This is a genomic window from Proteus hauseri ATCC 700826, from assembly GCF_001654965.1.
Taxonomy (GTDB): Bacteria; Pseudomonadota; Gammaproteobacteria; order Enterobacterales; family Enterobacteriaceae; genus Proteus; species Proteus hauseri.
In genome coordinates this window covers 225,232-249,332 of record NZ_LXEV01000031.1, presented here as the reverse complement: position 1 = coordinate 249,332, position 24,101 = coordinate 225,232, and the positions used below count along the sequence as shown (strand labels likewise).

General features: G+C 39.0%; 16 protein-coding genes and 1 pseudogene. 11 read left to right on the top strand and 6 right to left on the bottom strand.

Annotated features, from left to right (window positions below; genetic code table 11):
* Positions 1 to 36 precede the first annotated feature (36 nt).
* Genes M997_RS14395 through M997_RS14385 form a run of 3 tightly spaced genes read right to left on the bottom strand, consistent with a single transcriptional unit; the run spans position 37 to position 4,450 of the window.
* Positions 37 to 1,512: a DUF2264 domain-containing protein gene (locus M997_RS14395; RefSeq protein ID WP_064720802.1), complete on the bottom strand. Its 1,476-nt coding sequence runs from the start codon at positions 1,510 to 1,512 to the stop codon at positions 37 to 39.
* A gap of 54 nt (positions 1,513 to 1,566) precedes the next feature.
* Positions 1,567 to 3,177 (bottom strand): sulfatase family protein, encoded by a 1,611-nt coding sequence (locus M997_RS14390; RefSeq protein WP_064720801.1) that lies wholly within the window; start codon positions 3,175 to 3,177, stop codon positions 1,567 to 1,569.
* Between the two features lie 37 nt (positions 3,178 to 3,214).
* Complete coding sequence (locus M997_RS14385; protein WP_064720800.1) at positions 3,215 to 4,450, bottom strand: anaerobic sulfatase maturase; 1,236 nt, start codon at positions 4,448 to 4,450, stop codon at positions 3,215 to 3,217.
* A 536-nt stretch (positions 4,451 to 4,986) separates the two neighbouring features.
* On the opposite strand from M997_RS14385, the gene agaR reads away from it, so the two are divergent.
* The 11 genes and pseudogenes from agaR (at position 4,987) to M997_RS14330 (ending at position 15,010) form a co-directional block, all read left to right on the top strand.
* Complete coding sequence (agaR, locus tag M997_RS14380; protein ID WP_064720799.1) at positions 4,987 to 5,766, top strand: transcriptional repressor AgaR; 780 nt, start codon at positions 4,987 to 4,989, stop codon at positions 5,764 to 5,766.
* Positions 5,767 to 5,820: 54 nt separating this feature from the next.
* Positions 5,821 to 7,101: a tagatose-bisphosphate aldolase subunit KbaZ gene (kbaZ, locus tag M997_RS14375; protein ID WP_064720798.1), complete on the top strand. Its 1,281-nt coding sequence runs from the start codon at positions 5,821 to 5,823 to the stop codon at positions 7,099 to 7,101.
* Positions 7,102 to 7,113: 12 nt separating this feature from the next.
* Positions 7,114 to 8,303: pseudogene (locus M997_RS14370) on the top strand (SIS domain-containing protein).
* A 24-nt stretch (positions 8,304 to 8,327) separates the two neighbouring features.
* Positions 8,328 to 8,822 (top strand): PTS N-acetylgalactosamine transporter subunit IIB, encoded by a 495-nt coding sequence (gene agaV, locus M997_RS14365; protein WP_064720797.1) that lies wholly within the window; start codon positions 8,328 to 8,330, stop codon positions 8,820 to 8,822.
* 51 nt (positions 8,823 to 8,873) lie between these two features.
* Positions 8,874 to 9,641, top strand: a complete 768-nt coding sequence (agaW, locus tag M997_RS14360) for a PTS N-acetylgalactosamine transporter subunit IIC (RefSeq protein WP_064720796.1) — start codon at positions 8,874 to 8,876, stop codon at positions 9,639 to 9,641.
* Positions 9,631 to 10,521, top strand: a complete 891-nt coding sequence (locus M997_RS14355; protein WP_064720795.1) for a PTS system mannose/fructose/sorbose family transporter subunit IID — start codon at positions 9,631 to 9,633, stop codon at positions 10,519 to 10,521. The genes agaW and M997_RS14355 overlap by 11 nt, the downstream gene beginning before the upstream one ends.
* A 98-nt stretch (positions 10,522 to 10,619) precedes the next feature.
* The gene (gene agaF / locus M997_RS14350) at positions 10,620 to 11,054 is read left to right on the top strand and encodes a PTS galactosamine/N-acetylgalactosamine transporter subunit IIA (RefSeq protein ID WP_064720794.1); all 435 of its coding nucleotides are present in this window, start codon (positions 10,620 to 10,622) and stop codon (positions 11,052 to 11,054) included.
* A complete protein-coding gene (gene nagA, locus M997_RS14345) occupies positions 11,051 to 12,220 on the top strand; it encodes an N-acetylglucosamine-6-phosphate deacetylase (protein ID WP_064720793.1) in 1,170 nt (389 codons plus the stop codon). The genes agaF and nagA overlap by 4 nt, the downstream gene beginning before the upstream one ends.
* A 41-nt stretch (positions 12,221 to 12,261) precedes the next feature.
* Positions 12,262 to 13,092: a 5-dehydro-4-deoxy-D-glucuronate isomerase gene (gene kduI / locus M997_RS14340; protein WP_064720792.1), complete on the top strand. Its 831-nt coding sequence runs from the start codon at positions 12,262 to 12,264 to the stop codon at positions 13,090 to 13,092.
* Between the two features lie 86 nt (positions 13,093 to 13,178).
* Positions 13,179 to 13,934, top strand: coding sequence for a 2-dehydro-3-deoxy-D-gluconate 5-dehydrogenase KduD (gene kduD, locus M997_RS14335; RefSeq protein WP_064720791.1), 756 nt, complete (start codon positions 13,179 to 13,181; stop codon positions 13,932 to 13,934).
* 17 nt (positions 13,935 to 13,951) lie between these two features.
* Positions 13,952 to 15,010, top strand: a complete 1,059-nt coding sequence (locus M997_RS14330) for a glycoside hydrolase family 88/105 protein (RefSeq protein WP_064720790.1) — start codon at positions 13,952 to 13,954, stop codon at positions 15,008 to 15,010.
* 736 nt (positions 15,011 to 15,746) lie between these two features.
* On the opposite strand, the gene M997_RS14325 is transcribed toward M997_RS14330, so the two are convergent.
* The 3 genes from M997_RS14325 to M997_RS14315 are packed head-to-tail and all read right to left on the bottom strand — an operon-like array spanning position 15,747 to position 24,093.
* The gene (locus M997_RS14325; RefSeq protein WP_064720789.1) at positions 15,747 to 18,788 is read right to left on the bottom strand and encodes a chondroitinase family polysaccharide lyase; all 3,042 of its coding nucleotides are present in this window, start codon (positions 18,786 to 18,788) and stop codon (positions 15,747 to 15,749) included.
* A 58-nt stretch (positions 18,789 to 18,846) separates the two neighbouring features.
* Complete coding sequence (locus M997_RS14320; RefSeq protein WP_064720788.1) at positions 18,847 to 21,915, bottom strand: chondroitinase family polysaccharide lyase; 3,069 nt, start codon at positions 21,913 to 21,915, stop codon at positions 18,847 to 18,849.
* A 12-nt stretch (positions 21,916 to 21,927) separates the two neighbouring features.
* A complete protein-coding gene (locus M997_RS14315; RefSeq protein WP_064720787.1) occupies positions 21,928 to 24,093 on the bottom strand; it encodes an autotransporter family protein in 2,166 nt (721 codons plus the stop codon).
* Positions 24,094 to 24,101: the final 8 nt, after the last annotated feature.

Here is a 24,101-nt window from a genome sequence, read left to right as displayed (position 1 = left end):
TTTTATCCCCTTCATACCGAAAGTAAATGAAAGGTATTAGAAGAAGTGTGACATTTTAGAACTGTAACTAGTGATCCCTTTACGTAATAGGTTATTCTTCGGTCTTCTTGATTGCCCTATTAGTGTTTCTGCGATTTTTTGCGAGAAAGTTTGCTTGGCTAAACAACGACTCTTCGGTGATTGCTGCTGAGTATATTCTTCACAAAAAATAACATTCACTTCTTGTGTCGCTTTCGTTCCAACAACAAAAGCTTTAATAGCGGGGATTTCGAAACGAAAGTCTTCTCTTTCTATCGGTAAGGGTAAACTTGGGGCTTGCCACAGATGAGTTCGTTCTGCGCAATACAATGCAATAATCACAGCACGTAATGACCAAAAGCTACTCGCGGGGCCACTGTAGTTGTCAACAAGGCGAGGGTCGTGTTCAAAAAGACCTTGCGTTGGTGAGCCATTTTTTAATGCCCCTTGTGAAATGAAATAACGCAAACTGGTCTCTAAGGCACGTTTAGCTTCACCGACCTTGACTGAAGGGCAATTTAAATCAACGCCAGCAAGCAGTGGTGCAGAAACCGCAAGGCGATAGCAAGCACTACGGCCAAAAAAAGGAATTCCCGTTGGCGTGATAAAATGTAAGTAATACTGATTAAACTTATCGAGTGATTGAGTGATAAATTCAGTTTCAAACTCGGGGCTGATTTGGTTTAGCCAATAAAGAGAGTAGTAAAATCCCCAAGCATTGTAGTAATCAAAGTTTCCTTTTGCGCCATCACGAAACCAGCCATCACCAACATAAAACTCTTTTAATCGTTTATAACGCCAATGAGTTACTGTATCTTCGCCTGTCAGTGCTTTGATAACAAATTGCACCGTTAACGGAAAAAAATGCCAGTTGTTATCTACAATTTCACACTGATTGACTTGTTTAAACCAAGTGATAATTTGCTGCTTTATTGCGGGCGTTAGTGTATTCCAAACCCATTCGCGGCTCATCCACAATGTAAGTGCTAAATCAGAGGCTTCACAAATACGCTGATCATAGTTTTCTAATTTTCCCCAATAACCTTTATGTAGGGGATCTGTTCCATGAATAAAGCTTTGTTTAATAATTAGCGGTAAATTGAAAACTTGCTGGTTAAGTCCTGTTAATGTGCTTTTTTTACTGCTTACAACCCATGCCGCTAATAAAGGAAGTACTCGGCTCACACCCTCTATCGCATCTGTTTTTACTGTTTGCTGGCCGGGAGCGCCAGGATAATAAGCATGAGAGTATCCCCATACCTGATAGTGATGAAAGGCCTCGGTGACATATTGTGTCAGCATTTCACACAAAGAAAAAAGAGGCTGAGTTTCATCATTAAAAAAATGAGTTATCGTTCTATCATGGCGACGATAAGCCGATTTTCTGACTAATCGTCGAATAATATTTTCCTTAAATAAACGCTGATAAATTTTTACGTTAGGATGTTCGTAAGGTAATTTTGGGCGTGGCGAAGACGCAATTTCAATAGCCATTTTCGTATCTCAGAAAAAAGACGCATCCTTGCGAAACAAAACGGAAATAGAGAGTTAAGGTTTTGCTGAATCCACTAATATTTGATAGTGGTCTTGACCCCATAACACAGGTTTTGGTTTATCTTTTATCCACTGATAATAGGCCGTTTTTAACTCCTGCACTTTTTGTGGATTTTGTTTGGCAAGATCAACCGATTCTGCGGGGTCCGTTTTATCGTTAAATAGCTGTGGCTGATTTTTGCCATCATCATAAAAATAGAGTGCCCATTCACCGTCACGTACCGCCCATGCACCTTTAGAGAGTTTTTCTAAATTCGGATTTGTTGGTGGTGTTTTACGTTGATAGGTGATCCATTGATGATAACCATGCCAAAACTCTTGGTTTTCTTCGCTGTAATGTTTAGTGCCAGGGCCTGCCCAAAAAAGGTACTGATGAGGAGGCGTTGTGGTTTCACCTTTTAATAGCGGCATAATATCTTTGCCTTCAACATTGAGGTTTTCAGGAATAGATATTCCCGCACTTTGTAATGCGGTTGGTAAAATATCTAACGCTGAAATCATCACATCACTTTTTGTACCGGCAGGAATATGATTAGGGCGATAAGCAATAAAAGGCACTCTGACCCCACCATTAAACATTTGCCCTTTAAAACCTCTGTCCATTGCATTCATTGGCATTGGTGATTCATTAACTGCACCATTATCAGATAAGAAAAAAATCAAGGTATTTTCTAATTCACCATTTTGTTTTAATTTTGCAATGATTTGTCCAATACCTTCATCAGCTGCGTTTAGTGCTGCAAAATATTTATCAGCTTCTACATTGCCAGTATCAAATTTTTCCATATATTTAGCTGGAGAAGCCTGTTCTAAAGGAATGTGGGGCACGCTATAAGAGAGATTAATAAAGAAGGGCTTGTCTTTATGTTCATCAATAAATTTTAACGTTTCATCAGTAAGAAGATGGGTGGTATAACCTGGGGCGGGTACATTAACACCATTACGCCAAAATGCCGGTGAATTCCATAAAGCAACACCTGATGCGTAATAACTAAAGTCATGATCAAAACCCCGTTCATAAGGCGCATAGCCTTTTTCAGGTGTTGAAATCATATTATCGTGATAATCGCGAGTTTGCTTACTTTCGTTGATTTTTGGTTTTCTTATCACTTTGGCATTATGCCATTTGCCAATGCTTGCTGTTGCGTAGCCATTCTCTTGAAAAAGAGAAGGTAATAGCTTGATATCTTGAGGAACACCTAAAATAGCATCATCGTTGCTATAAGTGCCAAAGCTGGCAGGTGAGCGCCCAGTAAAAATACCCGCTCTTGATGGGCCGCACACAGGATGAGCGACAAAAGCATTGGTCATTTTCACTCCGCCGTTTGCCATCTCACTGATATTTGGCATGGCAATTCGCGCAGCTGCTACCATTTTATTAATGTCGCCATCATAACGCGATGGTGTTGGTCTTTGTGATAAAGCCTCAACATCTAAATTATCAAGTACAAAATCAAGCTGCCCGGTACCTAAATCATCCATTATGATGAGCAAAACGTTCGGTTTTTCAGGGGTTCCGCCTGCATTAGCCGTTAAAGGTATGCTAATGCAAGACGTTGCTATTAACCCAGTAAGTAAACTTTTTTTAATAAAAGGTAGCGTCACGGATGGTCTCCAAATGAGTAAAATTAGCTGATTAATATTATTTGATATAATTTTTTTGCATGGCAGGGAGGGCATCGCTAGCTAAACCGCCACGAGAGATTGCCTGGTGCATAAGTTGCATACCCATTGCTGTATGGTGAAAGATCTTTTTATATGAGCGACAAAGATAATTGTGACGATACTTTTCCCCTTCAACCGCAATAATACGGTGTTTAGGGCAACCGCCATAACATAGGCTTTGTACTTCGCATTGTTTACAAAGGTCGGTAAGTTTGTCGTATTTATTCTGACCAAAACGTTGTTGTTGTTTTGATGTAACTAAACGAGCGAGGCTATTTTGATGAATATTACCTAAATTATTAGCAGGGTAAACATAGTGATCACAAGAATAGACATCACCGTTAGATTCAATAATTAATGCCTGACCACAGGTTTTTGATTGAATACACGTAGAGGCGGGATATCCCATCCATGTACCTAATAAGCTGTCAAATAAACGAATATATATTTTTCCAACATCGCCTTGGCGAACCCATTCATTGAAAACATCGGTCATAAACTGACCATAGCCTTCAGCCGGAACTGAAAAGGGCGCTAATTGCGCGTTAGGACCTGGTGCATAATGTCCACCATGAGTATGCGGAAAACGGCGGTCTACTTCGACAATAGGAATAAATTGAAAGAAAACGGAGCCTAATTCCTTTAATGCTTGATAGGTTTCTTTTCCTTTATTCCAGTTTTGATCATTAACGACGGTTAATGTATTAAATTCAACGCCATATTCATTTAATAACTTAATCGCACGCTTTACTCTTTCAAAGGTAGGGCTTCCGTTAACAGAAATACGATACTTATCGTGAACAGCTTCAAGACCATCAATAGAAACACCTAATAGAAAATGGTTATCAGCAAAGAATTGTGCCCATTGGCGATTAATTGCTATCGCGTTAGTTTGTACGCTGTTGGTAATGGTTTTACCTTGTGCAAACTGCTTTTGGTATTTGACAACTTGTTGGAAGAAAGCCAATCCTGCAAGTGTTGGCTCACCACCTTGCCAAGAAAAATCAACCTGATCACCGCCGTGAGATTGAATATAATCTTTAATATAACGACGTAGTACACCGTCAGCCATAACGGTATGCCCTGCTTCTTTTTCCTCTTCTTGAAAAATATTTTCTTTTTCAAGATAAAAGCAGTATTCACACTTAATATTACAATGGTAGCTTGTGGGTTTTGCCATCATATGAAAATAAGCAGGTTGATTTATTGCCATGGGTTCATTTCCTGAGTCTCTTTTTATTCTTTTACATTACGCAAATTTTATAAAAACAAAAGAGATTAAAATCACAAATACAAAATAACGAAAGTAAATGAAAGTATTCATCGAAAGAATAAAGTGGTAGTTTTCGCTTTAATTGCTTTCGAGATGATACTATTTCGTTATTTTTTGATTTTTTGAGCTATTTATTTTTATTTCTAATTCGAAAAGAAATGAATGGAATAAAATTTTAATCTGTTTATGGTGAAATATAGGGGTGTTAACGCTGGTTTTTTGTGTTTTGTCTTTATGTATATAGTGTAATCATAAGTATTGCATTGGGTTATATCATTTTATTGATTGGAAACTGATGGCCTGAAGGCTATTATTGATTCGACACGAAAATACTCGTAAGCAACCGACAATGAATCGAAAGTTTGTGAAAGAGATCAAAAGTTTTGTTTTTTTGCGTTGTCGGTTAAATTTGGCGTAGTAAACTACATTCGAAACCAATCGAAAGTTAAGTCTTTTAGTTTCGTAAGGAGACGAAAGTGAAAGCGGCAGTTGAGAGGCGTATGGAAATCCTAGACATGGTAAACCAAAAAGGTAAAGCCAGAGTCGAAGATCTCGCTGAATTATTTAAAGTCTCAAGTGTCACCATCCGCAGCGATCTAAGTTTTCTTGAGAAAAATGGTTATATCGTCCGTTCTCATGGTGCAGCAATCCCTAATACAGGTTTTATTGCCGAACTGAGTATCCACGAAAAACGTGGACAAAATGCGGGGATAAAATCATTGATCGGGAAAGCGGCCGCAACGCTGATAAAGGATGGAGATACCGTCATTCTTGACTCGGGGACAACTACTCGCGAAATAGCGACACATTTAAAGTCGCGCGAAAATGTAGTGGTCATGACAAACGGTCTGGATGTCGCAATGGAGTTAGCAAATACCACAGGCGTAGAAGTATTAATGACCGGTGGTGTATTGCGCAAAAGTGCTTTGTCTTTTTCAGGCTCGCAAGCTGAAAATAGTCTGAGAAATTTCCGTTTTGATAAGGTTTTTCTCGGCGTTGACGGATTTGATTTACGTGTCGGTATTACCACTCACAATGAACAGGAAGCTAGCCTTAACCGTTTAATGTGTGATATCTCAGAGACTATTATTGCGGTTGCAGATTCTACGAAATTCAGTAAGCGTAGCTGTCATATGATCAGAGAGTTCGGTGAAATTGATGTGTTAGTGACCGATTCAGGTATTCCTGAAGAGTATATTCAGGAACTGAAAGATCACAAAATCGAAGTAATTATCGTCGACGATAAGGCATCGTAATTTGCTAACTCCATTAGCAGCACCGCCGGTGTTGATTATGGAGTTAGTATTTAAATGCATCCTTTAGAAAAGATTGTTCAGCAACATAAATCAGGCAAACAGAATGGTATTTATTCTGTTTGTTCTGCCCACCCTTTAGTAATAGAAGCAGCTTTATTACAAGCGCTGGATAATGATTCCTTTCTGCTGATTGAAGCCACTTCTAATCAGGTCGATCAATTTGGTGGTTATACGGGTATGACCCCTGCTGACTTCTACCAATATGTTATTGAACAAGCTGAAAATATCGGTTTTCCTACTGAGAAATTAATTCTTGGTGGTGACCATCTTGGTCCTAATCGTTGGCAACATCTAACCGCTGAAGAAGCAATGAAAAACGCAGATGTGTTAATTGCACACTATGTTGCTGCGGGTTTTAAAAAGATCCACCTCGATTGCAGTATGTCTTGTCACGGTGATCCCATTCCATTAACAGATGAAATTGTTGCATCACGCGCTGCTCGTTTAGCCGTTATCGCTGAAAAAACAGCTAAAGAAACATTTGGTTCTAGCGACATTGTGTATGTTGTTGGTACTGAAGTACCTGTCCCTGGTGGTGCCGCAGAAGAATTAGATACAGTCGAAGTCACTTCTCCTAAAGCCGCAAGAAAAACCCTTGAGTGCCATCGCCAAGCTTTTCATGATGCCGGCGTGGGTGATTGCTGGACGCGTGTTGTCGGATTAGTGGTTCAGCCAGGCGTTGAGTTTGATCACACCGGTGTCATTGATTATCAAACAGAAAAAGCACAATCGTTAAGCCAAGTTGTGAATGATTACCCTCATATTGTTTTCGAAGCTCATTCTACCGATTATCAAACCAAAGGCGCTTATAAGCAGCTGGTAAATGATCACTTTGCCATCTTAAAAGTAGGCCCCGCGTTAACCTTTGCTATGCGTGAAGGACTATATGCGTTATGTGCTATTGAAGAGACGCTATTTGCACCAGAACAATGCTCAAAATTACGTGAAAAGATGGAGCATTTGATGTGTCGTGAGCCGGAGTTTTGGCAAAAGTATTATCACGGTGATACGCATCAACAAGCTTTTGCGCGAGTTTATAGTTTTAGTGATCGCATTCGTTATTACTGGCCTGATGCTGAAATTAATGCCGCTATTGATACGTTGATGGATAACTTATCTATTAAACCTATTCCGTTACCTTTGCTCAGCCAATATTTGCCGTATCAATTTACTCAATTAAGAGAAGGCATGATCGACGGCACCCCTGAATCCTTTGTTATTGCGAAAATTCGCGACGTGTTGTCGGTTTATGCCGATGCTTGTTATGTCCATTAATTGAGGGAAACCATGGAATATTTAAGTTATCAGACCGCTCAATTAGAGCAACTGAATGCATTTTGGACTGCGAAAGAAATTGAGCAACAACCTGAGTGCTGGAAAAAACATGGCAGTCAATTCAAGAAAAACGTGCTGATATTCAAGCGTTTCTGAATCAAGCACTTGCTGCACCTAATGCCAGAATTATTCTAACCGGTGCTGGAACCTCCGCATTTGCGGGTAGAGCATTAGCGCCGATTTTAAGTGGTCATATAAAGCGTCGTGTTGATGCCATTGCAACAACTGACTTAGTTGCCGATCCCCAAGAGTATTTGGCAGAAAATATCCCCACATTATTAATCTCTTTTGCACGTTCTGGTAACAGCCCAGAAAGTGTTGCTTCATTAGATGTAGCAGCTGAATGTTTATCTCAATGTTATCACTTGGTATTGACATGCAATCCTAATGGCAAGCTGTACGAATACTGCCAAAACAATCAGAGTGCATTGGCGCTACTAATGCCAGAAGAATCCAATGATCGCTCTTTAGCGATGACCTCAAGTTTTTCATCCATGATGATGGCAGCTGTCACCATCTTTTTGGGGGATAGTGTTTTTCGTGACTCAATAGCACCTTTCTTTAGTGATTATAAAGCGCAATTTGAGAAAGCAAATCTTGTTATTCGCAATGAATATGCAGGGAAGTTTAAGCGAGTCATCTATCTTGGCAGCGGTGGGTTACAAGGTCTTGCGCAAGAAGCCTCGTTAAAAATGTTGGAACTTACTGCGGGTAAAGTTGTGGCGAGTTTTGATACCCCATTAGGTTTCCGTCATGGCCCTAAATCTATCGTCAATAAAGAAACGTTAGTTGTGATGTTTTTCTCTAACGATCCTTACACTCGTCAATATGAGACCGACTTATTACGAGAGATTATTCACGATAATGCATCAGGCAAGGTGATCGCGATCACCGCACGAAATGATAATTCTTTTTCAAAAGAGAGTTTTGTTTATATTCCTGCACTAGAGAACTGTTCGGATGTGGCGCTATTGTTTCCTTACTTGATGTTGGCGCAATCATTCGCGTTTCACAGTTCCATTGCACTAGGGAATACGCCTGATAACCCGTCTCCAACAGGAGAGATCAACCGAGTTGTACAAGGCGTCACTATTTATCCGTTCTCATACAAAAAAGACGACACACAGTCTGCTGTAAGTTAATAAAATATAATAAGAGAGCTAATCATGAACACACCTAATATTGTCTGGACCCGCATTGATGAGCGTTTACTCCACGGTCAAATCCGTATTACATGGGGTAAACATACTGAAGCAAACCTGATTTTAGTTGCTAATGATGATGCAGCCGAAGGTCCTAATTCCGCCTTCATGCAAGCTGGAATGAAAGCATCAGCAGGCGGTGAATATGCTGTTCGCTTTTTCTCTATTCAAAAAACCATAGAAGTGATTAGTAAAGCTTCTCCTCGCCAGAAAATTTTTGTTCTGTGCAATAACCCAATTGATGTTGCGCGTTTAGTGGAAGGCGGCGTGCCGATAACTCACTGTAACGTAGGCAATATGCATTTTCATGAGGGTAAGCGCCAAATTGCGAAAACGGTCTCAGTTAATGAGAAAGACATTGAGGCATTTAAAAGCCTTGTGGCAAATGGTGTGACATGCACAATCCAAAACACCCCTGATCAGACACCTGTTGATGTGCTAGCACTCGCAACAGCTTGATAATTTCCTGAGCAAAAAAACCTAAATCACAGCTAGGTTTGAGGATTATTTATGATTTTTGAAGCTTCTTTAGTGGCTTTATGGGCCTTCTTTTGCGGTATCGATAAGTATGACGTTGCATTAAATATCCACCGCCCATTAATTACAGGACCCGTTGTTGGCCTGATTATGGGGGATATGCAAATAGGGTTAATCGCGGGTGCAACATTAGAACTTGCATGGTTAGGGTTAGTGCCAAATGCCGGCGCACAACCACCTGATGTCACATTAGGTACTATTGCAGCTGTTGCTTTTGCTGTCATGACAAATCAATCCCCTGAAGTTGCTATGGGTATTGGGATGCCTATCGCTGTATTAATGCAAATGCTCATTATTGGCTTCTTTGCTGTTAGTGCCTTCACTATGGGAAAAGCAGATCGTTGTGCCGAAAAAGCCGATGCATCGGGTATTTCTAGGTTACTAATAATAACGATAACGGTTCGCTCGCTCCTTTATGCCTTGGTTGCCTTTGTCACGGTTTATTTCGGGGAACATGCAGCTCAGTGGATTGATGAGAATACACCAAAAGTGTTACTCGAAGGCTTAGGTATTGGTGCGAAAATGGTTCCTGCTATCGGCTTCGCCATGTTGTTGAAAATCATGTGGTCGAAAGAAGTGGCGGGTGTGTTCTTTATTGGTTTTGTGATGACAACTTATTTAAAACTACCAATTATGGCAGTGGCAATTTTAGGCGCATCAGCCGCAGCGCTTTACTTCTTCTTTAGTGGTAATAACAAAAACACCAGTCAGCAAAATGAGGATTTCGAAGATGGTATCTAATAATAACACTGCATTAAAAACGCAAGATAAACCAGAAACGGGTTCTTTGATTGATGGCATCGATGAATATCAAGATACCACCGTTAGAAAAGTTATCACCAAGGGTGATCTTTGGAAGTGTGCATTCCGCGGGCTGTTTATGGAAGGTAACTTCAACTTTGAGCGTATGCAAGGCGGAGGATTTGCATTCTCAATTATTCCAGCATTGAAGAAAATTCATGGAAATAATAAACGAGACTATGCAACCTCACTGAAAAACCATCTGCAATTTTTTAATGCAAGTCCAAAGCTGTTTACCTTCCTATTAGGAACAGCAGTTGCAATGGAAGAGAACAAAGAAAAACCTTCTACTGTAAACGTAATGAAAGTTGCGGGAATGGGGCCAACAGGCGGTATTGGTGATGCCATTGATCATATGACGCTGATGCCTCTCACTTTAGCATTAGGGGCATCCATTGCGATGGAAGGCTCAATTGCGGGACCTTTTGTCTTCTTCTTCTTATATCAAATCGTGCACTTTTTAGTGTATTTCGGCCTGATGTTTATGGGATACCGCGCGGGTACTGCCGCGATGGTAAACATGAGCGACGCAACGGAAAAACTTGCCAAAGCGGCAAATATTATGGGGATCTTCGTTATTGGTGCGCTATCGGCAACCTTTATCAAGGTTCAAACCACTGCCTCGCTAGAACTCGGCGGAAAGGTGGTTGAGTTACAAAGTGCGCTATTTGACAAAATTATGCCGAACTTACTGCCTCTGTGTTTAGTTTTCTTGATGTACAAGATGGTTAAGAGCACAGGATTTTGGGGTAAGCCTCCGGTACTGATTTTCTCTACCCTCGCATTTGGCGTGATTGGGCATGTATTAGGATTTTTATAACAATCACTTTTTACGTACCCATAGATAACCGTAATACATCATTAACTTGCTATAAACAGGCAGGAGACGTTTCTGCTGCCTGTACCAAGGAGTCACGCATGATAGGTCTTATTGTTTCAGGGCATCTTAACTTTGCATCGGGTATGGCTTCCGCCGTGAAAGCTATCGCCGGAGAGCAGCAAGATATCGCCTTTATTGATTTCTTAGAATCAATATCCCCCGATGAACTTGAAAAACAGATGCGCCAAGCTATCGATTCAATGGATTGTCAGCAATACCTATTTTTAACCGACTTACCTGGTGGAACCCCTTGTAATCGCGCAATGGCAATCATGATGCAAAACCCTGCTGTTGAGGTTTTAGCAGGAGTGAATTTACCCATGATTGTTAATGCCGCATTTGAAAGAGAAGGGTGTTCAACCACAGAACTTGTGCAAACGCTGCGTGAAATTGGTCATGACAGTATTCAAGATATCCGCAAGCAATTGGCGCAAGTAGACAGCGTTGATGTTGAAGAAGAAGACGGATTATGAGTCAACAATACGCCATTTTAGCGGATAGAACTTTTACACCAGATGGCATTCGTTATCTCTGCTATGTGCGAGTCAACGATGAAAAAATCGAGTCTATTACGACAAAAGCACCTACTGATTGCCCCATTATTCGCTTAAAAGGGAAATCACTATTACCCGGATTTGTAGATATTCATATTCATGGCAGAGCGGGTTCTGATGTGATGGATGCAACGCAGCAAGATTTGCAAATTATTGCAGATGCATTAGTTAAAACAGGCGTTGTGGCATGGGTTGGGACAACGGTAACGGCGCCGATGGATGATATCCGTCATGCGTTATCACAGGTGCGTGAGTTTTTATCTACACCACAAACGTCAGGTGCATTGCTACTCGGTAGTTTTCTTGAAGGACCTTATTTTACAGAGCGTCATCGTGGCTCACATCCGGTTAAATTTTTAAAAGCCCCCATGCTTTCTGAGTTAGAAACATTGCTTGAAAGTGCGGGTGACACATTATTGCGTGTTGCTGTTGCGCCAGAAGCTCAAGGTTCGATAGAAGCGATTGATTGGTTGGTCAATCGAGGCATTAAACCGAGTGTGGCGCATACAGCGGCAACTTATAAACAAACGTCAGATGCATTTTCACATGGCGCTGATTGCGGCGTGCACTTATATAACGGCATGACGGGATTACATCATCGTGAGCCTGGATGTTGTGGTGCAGTGCTTTATCACGATGTACTGGCTGAACTTATTGCTGATGGTATTCATGTTCATCCGGTAATGATGCAGCTGGCGTATCGCATGAAAGGGTATCAAAAAGTTGCATTGATAACAGATTGTATGCGTGCTGGTGGTTTGCCTGATGGCGATTACACACTGGGTGCTCAAACAGTAACGGTCACTCAAGGCCAAGCAAAAACAGCCGATGGCTCTTTGGCTGGGAGTACTTGTAGCTTAGATAGCGCATTACGCAACATGGTGCAACTGGCTCATGTCCCTGAATGGGAAGCAGTTCAAATGGCGTCTGCAATACCGGCAGAATATCTCGGTATTGGCGACAAATTAGGTTATATCAAGGCTGGTCGACAAGCCAGCTTTGCCGTGGTGGATGAGTGTTTTCATCTTACCGATACATTCATCAGAGGAAAGCATATTTACTCTGTATCCAGGGAAAATGCATAACACTATCGTTATGCCCCATTAGTAAAAATGAGGTATTTATAATGGAAATTCGTCAGCCAATTCATAGTGAACATGCTAAAAGGCTTGATACAGAAGGACTTCGTAAGGAGTTCCTGATTGAAAACCTATTCTGTGAAGGGGAAATGAATCTCACTTATAGCCATATTGATCGTATTATCGTCGGTGGCATTGTTCCAACAACTCAGCCTTTAGCATTAATGGCGGGTAAAGCACTTGGTGTTGATTTCTTCCTTGAAAGACGCGAACTTGGTGCAATTAATATCGGTGGTGCTGGTAAAGTTACTGTTGATGGTGAAGTGTTTGAAATTGGTCCTCGTGAAGCAATTTATATTGGCATGGGTGCAAAAAACGTTGAGTTCACCAGTGATTCAGCACAAACACCCGCTCGTTTTTATATGAACTGTGCACCAGCTCATCATACTTATCCAACGCGTAAAATTACACAACAGCAAGCATCACCAGAAAAAATTGGTCACGCTGAAAACTGTAACGTACGCACTATTTATAAATTCTTGCATCCTGCTGTTTTACCGACCTGCCAATTATCAATGGGAATGACCGTTCTTGAGCCAGGTAGCTTATGGAACACCATGCCATGCCATACTCACGAACGCCGTATGGAAGTGTATCTCTATTTTGATATGAAAGATGACAACGTGGTTTTCCATTATATGGGTGAGCCAACAGAAACACGCCATTTAGTGGTTCGTAATGAACAAGCTGTGATTAGCCCAAGTTGGTCTATTCATTCAGGTGTAGGTTCTTCGTCATATACCTTTATTTGGGGAATGGTTGGTGAAAATCAGGTATTCCACGATATGGATCATGTCGCGATGAAAGATTTGAAGTAACAACATCTTTCTAAATCGCATTTTACATTTTTACCCTACATATAAAATGATGTGGCTATTGTGGCCACATTATCGAGGCTTCTATGATGAATTTATTCGATTTAACGGGCAAAGTTGCAATAGTTACAGGTTGTAACACGGGATTAGGCCAAGGTATGGCAATAGGTTTAGCACAAGCCGGTGCTGACATTGTTGGTGTCGGTATTCAAGATGCGCCAGAAACACGCCAACAAGTCGAATCTCTTGGTCGTCGTTTTCATTACATTACACAGAATTTAATGAAACAAGAGGGTCTGCAATCCTTAGTTGATGAAACTGTTTCTGTTATGGGGCATATCGATATATTAGTTAACAATGCTGGCATTATTCGTCGCGAAGATTTATTAGAGTTTAGTGAAAAGAATTGGGATGATGTTATTGATATTAACCAAAAAACACTCTTTTTCTTATCGCAAAAAGTGGCTCGCCAATTTGTAAAGCAAGGCAATGGTGGCAAAATAATTAATATCGCGTCAATGCTTTCTTATCAAGGTGGTATTCGAGTTCCATCCTATACCGCAAGCAAATCTGCGGTAATGGGATTAACACGTGCACTAGCAACTGAGTTATCGCAATACAACATCAACGTAAATGCAATTGCTCCGGGTTATATGGCAACAGATAACACCGCCGCTTTACGTGCAGATGAAGTTAGAAATGCGGCTATTTTAGAACGTATTCCAGCAGCGCGTTGGGGAACCCCCGAAGATTTAGCAGGTCCGGCGATTTTCTTAGCTTCAAAAGCGAGTGATTACGTTAATGGTTACACAATTGCTGTTGATGGTGGTTGGTTAGCTCGTTAATTTTATGGAGAAATAGGATGGAACTCGCTAATACAGAGGCTTTGCAAAGAGATATCGTACTGCAAAATATGAAACGCGTTTATCGTTATCAATCGGCTAATCAAGTTCGTAGCGTGATCCGCCGTAGTGGTAAAACACGTTTTATTAAAGATACCGATTGGGAGCGTGGTGTTTTATGGAGTTGTGTTAGTGCTGCGTGGCAAGCAACGCAAGACGAAGAGTATCTTAACGGTGTATTGAATTACACATTGCACACAGGTTTTAGAACAGGCCCTAATGCACGTTTTGCTGATGACCATGTTTGCGCACAAGCCTATCTTGCTATTAGTCCGCTTTTTGAACAATCTGAAATTCTTGAGCCAACCATTAAAGCATTCGAGATTATGCTTAATGATCCTAAACCGGGTCGTGAAGATTGGTGGTGGTGTGATGCACTGTTTATGGCACCTCCTGGTTTTGCGGCTTTGGCTGAAATTACTAGCGAACGACGTTATTTGGATTACATGCATACGGCTTATTGGGATGCGATAGAACATTTACGTGATCCTGAAACAGGGCTTATTTTTCGTGATCATCGCTATATTCCTGATGGTCAAGGAAATGAAATGCGTGAAGCCAACGGTGAAAAAGTTTTTTGGAGCCGTGGTATTGGTTGGGTTTTAGCCTCAATCCCGCGAATTCTTCAATATATGCCGGATGATTATCATGGGCGTGAACGTTATATTGCTCTGTTTAAAGAGTTAGCGTCATCTATTCTAAATTATCAACATAAAGATGGTTTTTGGCGAACCAGTTTGTTAGATCCTGACAATTTCCCCGCCCCAGAAAGTTCAGCAACTGCATTATTTTGTTATGGATTAGCATGGGGAATTAATCAGGGAGTGTTAGATAAAGCAGTCTATTTTCCTGCATTAAATAAAGCATGGTCAGCATTACAATCCTGTATTCATGACAATGGCATGTTAGGTTGGGTTCAACTTCCCGCATTTAACCCTCGCGAAGTAAAATTTGAACACAATATGGATTATGGTGCAGGTGCTTATTTATTAGCAGGTAGTGAAGTTTTAAAGATTTAAATAGTTAGACCTTGATATTGACGCTTTGTTATTTTTCTTGCGCTTTATATGCCTTCCGCGCAATATTTTCCTAATTAGGTTGCCGACCAATAATAAGGTCGGCTTTTTTATTCTAATAGTAATTAGGGTGCTTAGATTACAACACAACAATTAAATAAGGAAACTGCGGGGGATTTCTCCCCCACAAAATTAATAGATTATTAGATGATCTATTAACCTGAATTATTTAATACTCATTATTAGGTGTGAATAAACGTTACATTTATTATCCAATAATATATTACTGGGTATAATCATTGTCGCGATCATCAGCCCGACTAAAGAATATTTTTTCATTTCCTATTGCACTCCGATAAGAATGGAGGCAAAATCAAATTGTTGTGGTTTGAGTCTGCCTCGGTTAATGTTTAATTACATGCCGGGGCTTTTCTCTTTCTGGTGTTTGCTAAATGCTTGAACCAGATTGATCCAAGCACCCGCGCAGAGAATAACAAACTATTAAATTGGCACAACACATTTATAATCAATAAATAGAGAATAGAATAATGGGATATTATTAAATATGAAACGATGTTTAATTATTTAATAAATAAAACAGACTAGCCGATAACATATTTATGTTACCTGATGATTTTTTAAACTATCTCTTTTTCATTATTTTTTATATGAGTCTTTTTTTTGAAAAAGAAAAGTCTCGATATTTTCATGTCGAGACTTTTTACTTTTTTTATTAAAACTATTTAATTAAATTAATCACTATTGGTATAGCTTGCGTTGTAGTGGTGGTAATAAAGGTATTATTATTTTGATGTTTTATAATAACGCCTGATTGAGGTGTTGATAATTTCCATATTCCCCTTACCTTAATTGTGCTACTTATTGGTTGAGGATCAGCAGTAAGCCATTGGCGAGAATAAATACTGACTTCAATTTGATCTCCATTCTTATCAATTTGGTCATTTTCAACACCTTGATAGAAATTTAAATCAGGATTAACCACACTCAATATTAATTTATTTATTCCAGCTTTGGCCATGACCATAACAGGAGAGTCACTTGATAATAACATTGCTTGAGGTGAATTTATATTAGATGCCTCAAAAAAAGCATAACCCTCTTCTTGTGTTATTTTATCTTTCACCGCATGAAGTTGATTATTATGTTGTAATACCGTGTATTCAGGTGCTTTATTATCTTGAGCTTCAATTACTATTGCATATTCATAATTTGCATTATTAGGTGCTTTACCGTGAGTAATAACGGCAGTCGCAAATAATTGTTCTGTTGGCTGTGAGTTTCTATCATCAACCGATAGCTGTTTTTGATAACTAAATTTTACGGTCTGACCTTTAGCCACTTTATATAAATTACCAGCTGGATCAATTAAGATATCAGCATTATTTAAAGTCAATTGAGTACCTAATTGATTAACTTCTTTATCATTAATAATCACTGATTGTAATTTAGGAACAGCAAATTGAAATAATGTTGTTTCGGTAGCGTATTGTTTATCATTATTTTTAATGCCAGAACCTAAGGCGATAACTCTATTATCAAATAAAAAATAGGATTTATTTGCTCTTAAACTTTGCTGCTGATACTTACTATGACCATGTAATTTCATAGCAAACATACTGTTATTATTTAGCGTATTTGCCCCTGAATAATTTTCAGTCGAAAGTAGCATTTCTTCAATACCAGCACTAGGTAGTTGATTTAATTTCGCCTCCAGTTTTTCATAAGGAAGATGAATTGTTGTTGTACCTGGATACCTATTCCAATCCCATCCAGCATGACTAAACCCAGATAGAGCTAAATCTGCCGGAATAATATCAAGTTGACCATATTGCAAATATCGACCATAACGGTTGTTATTTTCATAGCTTTCATTTCCCACAAGATAACGGCTAAAACCACGAGCTACAGCAAGCCAACTTTGTTGAGGTGATTTTATTGAAGATCGGCGTTGAATAGCCATTGAAGCATAATTCATTGCCCATGCACCAACGGGTTCATTTTCAGCTTTAATACCTTCGAAATTCTCTTTGTTATCCAATTTTGCAAAGGCGGCTGCAAGCGTTGTATCTAATTTTTGTTTACCATCAGGAGTGCCCGCTAATGCCATCCATTTAAACGGTGCGATACTAATTTTATGCAATCCTGTAGGATGCCGACCGCTTAATACCAGTGGAATTTGTGTTTCTTTGGTATAGATGCGCATTTTTAATAAGACATCTTTTAAACGTTCATGCGCTGAAGATGAAAGGCGGAAAGAAGAGTCACTGAGTGCATAAACACTGGGTGCTAATCCGCCAAAAGCGTCTTTTGCATAAGCTGGATAATGTTGTGAATGATGGAAGATAGAACCATCAGATTTAAAGCCACCGGCAACACCTTTTGAGCTAAGAATGGTTTTATTTAACCAACTTTGTAGTTGCGCTAGTGCTTGTTGACGTTGCTGATAATCAGGCAACATCAATAAACTTTTTATCATCCATTGTAGTTGAGTATTGAGAATATCAACGTTGGCATCAACAATTTCATTATCTTTTTCAAAAATACGGCCAGTTGCGTTGTACCACATCATCGCTTGTTGTGTAGGGGCTAAAAGGTTATTTTTAGCCAAAAGATGGCGACCAATAAACCAAGCATCAAATAATTCTCTTGTTTGATAACCAACATGGGTAATGATTTGATACCCACTTCCTCGAGTAAAACCTTGTTCAAGTACGTAACGAGTACCCAATAAATACTGTGCTTCAAGTATTTCTCTGTCTGATGTTGATAAGGAGTCACTTCGTAAATAAATGGCGGTTTGGAGAAGTATTTTCCCCACATCTCTTAGCATATTGGTATCAAGTAACGCTTTTTTCGTTTCTTCATTAAATACGCCATCGACTTTCATAAAGTTCTGTCGATTGGGGTGATCGAGCGCTTTTCCTGTAATAGAGCCATCAGCTTGTTGTTTTAACTCTAACTCTTGCCATAACGCTAAGTTTTTACTGATCATTTCAGGTGTGATTTTTTTATTACTACTTACTCCTTGGTAATATTCAAAACGCTGATAAATAGAGGCCATTTCTGCTTGATCGTCGCGAAACTCAGTATCAAAATTTAAACTAGGATAATGAGCTTTGAACATTTGATCGTACATCAATAACGCACTCCAATTTTTACTGACCATTGTATTTACAGCGTTATTAACATAAGGGGTATTATCGTCAGGAATTGGCCAGCGATTATCTAATGGCACACTAAGAATTATTTGATCAAAAAAAAGTGTGCCAGCCTGATCGGGTGCGTTTATTACTAATTTATCGAAAGTACCTGTCGCACTACCTTTCATATCACGAAAAGGAACAGCAATACCTCGCCAGCCAGTAAAATTAAGTTGGGTGTCAAAGCTGAGTACAACTTGGTTACTTTGTTTAAATTGAAAAATTAATGGAGACGCTTGTGGCTTTTCATTATAAATCCACATCATAAAAGTTAACGGTGTCGCTGTATTCTGATCATCTTGATAATTCACAACATTATTAAGAGTTAATGTTGTATTTGGCTGATATTGCCATTTTAATGATTGAATACCATCTTTTGCATGTTGTGTACTCAATGAGAGTTGATTATTTGATGAGGTTGTTATGGTATTTGGCATTTCATCTTCAAAAAGATAGATATCACCAAAGGTTTCATGTGATAAAGAAGGTAAAGCAAATGCGGGTAAAGATAAGCAGAGGCTAAATGTTATTGCGCTCGCTAAGGTATTTTTTATTAGCATAATAAGATGTCCTGCAATAAATAAAAAAAGGAACGGCAGTGCGTTCCTTTTAATTTAATTAAGGAAGAGGAGAGAGATTAATTTCCTGTGGAATACCAAAATAGCTGGTAAAGATGAGTTCTGTGTTATCACCTGAAACTTTACTTATTACGTCACTATTTTTATCAATTGATTGCCACTTTCCATTAATTGTCACATTAATTGTTACTGGCGTTGCTGCCTTTTGACGCGTCATATTTAAATCGGGTGTAACAGCGCTAACGACAAGTGCATTGCCTTTTTGTTGCGTCATAATAATTGAAGGTTGATCGGTTTTTTTGATCCATTTATCTTCAACGACTGTTGGTTGATAAAATGCATATCCAGTGACGTCGCTAAGTTTATCGTAAATAATATGTACATCTTTATCTTTACGAATAACTTGATATAACCCATTGCTATCACGGAATTTCTGGGCTAATTGAGTCATCTTTTCAGGTGTGGCGTCAAGGAAAACCATATATTCATAACTTGAATTTTTAGGCTGAGTACTGTGATCAATCCATGCTGAACTAAAATTCCCCTGCGTTGGTGTGCGGTTTTTATTTTCAGCTGAGGTTTGGTGTTGTCGGCTGATATTTACTTTTTCTGCTTGAGTAATTAAATAGCCATTTCCATTGCTATCAATTATCCAATCACCTTGTTTTAATGTGGCTTGATAAGGGAAAGTTTCTATTTTCTGTCCATTAATCCAAATTGTATTTAATGTTGGTGTAATGGCATGCTGGAATAAAGTTGTTTCCACATTCTTATTGCTATCACCGCTATTAATATCACTGCCGATAAAAATAAGATGATTATCAGCAGCAAGAACGGTTTTTTTAGCCGTGAAATGCGGATCAAAACGTTCTAGGTTTGCAGGATAAAGTAAGTCAAACGCCATCATGCCATATTTGCCTTCAAGCGCTGAAGTACCACTAAATCCGCGTTCTCCACGTTGCATTAACGTATGAGGTTTGGGGCTATCTAGCTCTTGAAGAGAAAGATGAAGGGTAGTTGCACCTGGCATTCTATTCCAGTCCCAACCTTCTTGTTGATAGCCTTGTGACAGCTGGTCGCCATTACGAACAATTTGAGCAACACCGTGGCTTTGATAACGGCCATAGCGGTTATCTTTATGATAGATTTCAGATGACCAAACATTGGTGTTATAGGCTTTTAATGTCACCATTTTATCTTGCCAGCGATGAATACCAAAAGCACCGCCATTAAAAGCATAAAAGCCTTGAGGAAGTGTCGCCGGTGTAATATTTTCACCAAAAATAGCGCGAGACTCACTTTGCGTTTTATCATTAATTGCAAGGTAAATAGAGGCTAGTGTCTTGTCTGGCGAAGAGGGGGATGACATCGCTAACCAATAGTATCCCTGAGCAATAGATTTTAATGATGGAGAATTAAAAGGATGCCGTCCAGCTAATGGTAATCCTACTTCAGGGTTGCTATAAATCCATGCTGAAACCATCGCTTTTTTCAAATTATTCCAGCCACTTTCACCTACAGCAAAAGGTGTGCCACGTAGTAGATAAATCAGCTGAGATGCATTTTTAAAGGCAGGGAAAGAGTAGCCTGGATAGTTACCTTCGTGTCGCCACGCAGTACCATCAGGGCGCAAACCATCCTTACCACCCGGTGGTACTTGGGTTAATGCACCAGTAATGTAGTGGCTAAATGTATTAATAAGATTGATGCGTTTGTGATCGTCGGGCTCAAGCAGTAATAGAGCGAGATGTTGACGCGATAAGGTATTGAAATAATCTAAGTCTGAGCTATCAGCTCCTACTTTCATATCAAAGCTGCTTTTAAACTCTCGTGAATACCAAAGTAATGAATCATAAACTTGAGTTTGTAAATTTGCTTCTTTTAATGCATCAGACATAAGTAATGTTGAGATATACCACCAACGTGAACTATATCCCCAGTGGTGAGTTGTGACTAAAGCACTGCCATCGACAAAACCTTGATCAAGCAAATGTTCGGTCATTAATAAATACATCTGCTTTAATTGTACTTTTTGCGCTGGATCTTTTTCAAGCACATAGGCACGACTAATATTAAACATTAAGGTAGTGTAGTTACCCAGAATAACGTAATTATCAAACAGTTGTTTATCTTGGATATTTAAATGTTCAGGTTGATAAATAATAGTTTGTTTGTCAGTAATTAAATGTCGACCTTGTAACGAGCCATCAGCTAAACGATGGATTTTTAACGCATCAAAATCACTTTTTAATTTAAGCGTATTTTCTTCTAAAGCGAGGTTGGTTTCTTTTTCTCCACCAACAAACTCATTAATTAAACGTTGGCGAATAAGATTAACTGCCGCCAAATTTTCAGGAGTCACCGCAAGCTGTGGTTGAACAGTATGAAACAGAATTTCTGGTTCTGATAAGCGAGTTTTTACTTGATTATCTGACCATTGATAACGAGCGTCATCCACTGAAAACATAATACGATCAATATAGAATTCACCTTGGCTAATATTAGAGGGGGCCTTAAAGCGAATACTATCTACTTTAGTCCCTAAAGAGCGACCAATAGTATCTTGGCCACTGTCGGTTGAAGTTTGTATTGCATTAAGTGACATTTCTCTATTTTCAAGATCGTTATTTAGAGAGATACCTACAGCTCGCCAACCTGTAAAATCGAGTTTTACTTTAAAGCCTCCTTGCGCATCATTAATAGCATTTAGTTTTTCACCTAAATCAACGGTAAGGTAGCCTTTTACCGGTTTTTCATTGTAAATCCAAAATGATAGTACGGGGGTAGATGCGCGCCCCCATGCCTTTGACGCTTCTTTATCGGTGGGAATAAGTATTTTTTTATGCAAAATAAAACTACTTCCACCTTGCCATTTCCACAGTAATGACTTATCCCCCATGATGCTCCGCTTATCTGATAATAAAAGCTTAGATCCGTTTTCGGCAGTAAAATCAGCCAGAGGATTATTCTGTGCAAAGTGATAGATTTCTGACCGCATCAGATTATCTGGGTTAAATGCAGGGCTATTAGTTGCTGCAATAGCACTATAATAAGGAGCAGATAAAAGTCCCAGTGTTATGGCTAATACAGTAAAACGAAATATCGGCATTATATTTTCCTCTTAGAAACGTTGGCTAACAGTAAAGCCTACGCGTCCTTCGTTGAATTTGTCATAACGTTGATACCCCATGGTTGTACCCAAATTTAATGAGTTTGAGATATCAATATTTGCGCCTAATTCCGCATTAATAACATCACCACCGACGCTATTGCCTGTAGTGTCAAAAGTACTTCCAGCAGTATTAAAATAAGTCAAACTGTGGCGTTGATTAATATTGTTATTGCCGCCTAATGCTTTGTAGTAGGCAATATTTAATGTTGGTGTTAATTTGCCATAACCTGTTTTATAGCTATTCCAGAAAGAAACAGAACCACCTAATTGATTAACAGCGTAGCGTTGACCATAAGTTCTCATTGATAACGCCGAGCCTGTTTCTTCCCATGAATCAATATTTAACCATTGGTATTGATAGGTGAGCATCGGTTTAATATGAATAAAATCGAAGTCAAAATAAGTACCCGCATTAATCTGATAACCTAATTGCACACCAGAATAATTACCTTTTGCTTTGGTATTACCTTGCCAGCCAGTATTTGTACCAATTTCACGTTCACTATCAACGGTGTAATAACCAATATTTAAATTACCGTTTACGAATAATGTGTCACTATACCAACCGAGGTAAGGCATAAATTCAAAGTGATTAATTTCTTTACTAGCACTGCGCTGTTTAGCATCTGATTTGGCATAGTTATAAGCAAAAGAAACACCAATAAGAGCATCTTGATTAATTTCGTAATCTGTACCGATTTGAATACCAGTACGGTAAGTTTTATAACCGTTAATACCCTTTTGCTTACTTTGAGTACCATAGCCATATAGCATATTTGCCCAGCTATTCCAGCCCGTTTCTCTTTCTTCAATAGGTAATTGATTATCATAACGCAAATAACGATGGTTAATATTATTACGCATATCTTCAACCATGATTAATCCCGCTTGAATATCACTGCCATCAGCAATTGGGGCTAGTTCGTCGGATAATGCAGCAATATTATTATCATCACTACCTGCGGCAACTAATAAACTTAATGCTTCGTCTGAAACTTGGTTACGGGTATTATTAAATTCATTAAGTACAGTTGGAATAACAAAATTAGCGGCAGCTAATCCATTTTCACTGGCATTACCACGTTCAGCTGCACTAATAAAATTATTACCGCCTTCGTAGCTAATACCATAACGAGCAACTAATTGATTACCACTTACGCCACCGCTAATATTAGGTGGTGTTGTTTCTAACCATGAGTCTGTTTTTTCTAATAAAGGCGAAATATCAGGTGTAATTGTATTTGCATCTGTAACAGTAATTCCAGCTTCATCTTTAATGTCAGCGTTTGAGGAAATTAAAACGATATCTTTATTAATAATGTTTTCAACACTAGTACCTTTAAAATCAAGTTTAGCTTGGCTACCTTTTTTAAAAGTAACATCACCCTCTACTTGAAGAATTGCTATGTCGGTATTGGTATTATCATCAAGGCGGAAAATAAGCTGGCTATTTTCTTTATTTATAAAATTACCTTCCCAATGGATGGTTTTATCTTTACCTTGAATAGTTAAATTACCGTGGTTTTCAATTAAAGGAACCCCCGTAATTTGGTAACCATCAAATAAAGCATTTTGAGCACCACCTTGATAAGCAAAGTTAATTTTAGTATCAGCGTGATTATTTCCTAATATATTACCGTGGATCTCGCCATTAACATCACTACGAAAGCCTGTTTTTAATGTTCTAAAATCAATAGCGGCCGTTTTACCACGAATAATTGCACTATCGCGAATATAAACACCAGTCCCTCGTTTAGGAAAATCACCTTCAACAAGAATAGCAGTGCCATTTTCACTGGTAATATTTGAACCATTTAAATTAATGTTACTGCTGAAGGATGCACCTTGATTAATTTTAATTGCATTTGCTCCATCCCCTGTAACTGTAATGTTTTTAGTAATTGCTTGAGCTTTATATTCTGTTGACGAGGCATTAAATACAACACCATCACCTTGAGAGACAGTAACGTCTTTATTTATTTGAGCATTACTTCCATTATTAATATTAACTGTTTCACAAAGGTTTAAAGTAGGATCACAATCAGCTGCCCATGCTGAACTATAAATAGCAGAAAAAACAGCAGCGCTCAGAAATAGTAATTTTTTATTTTTCACAATATAAC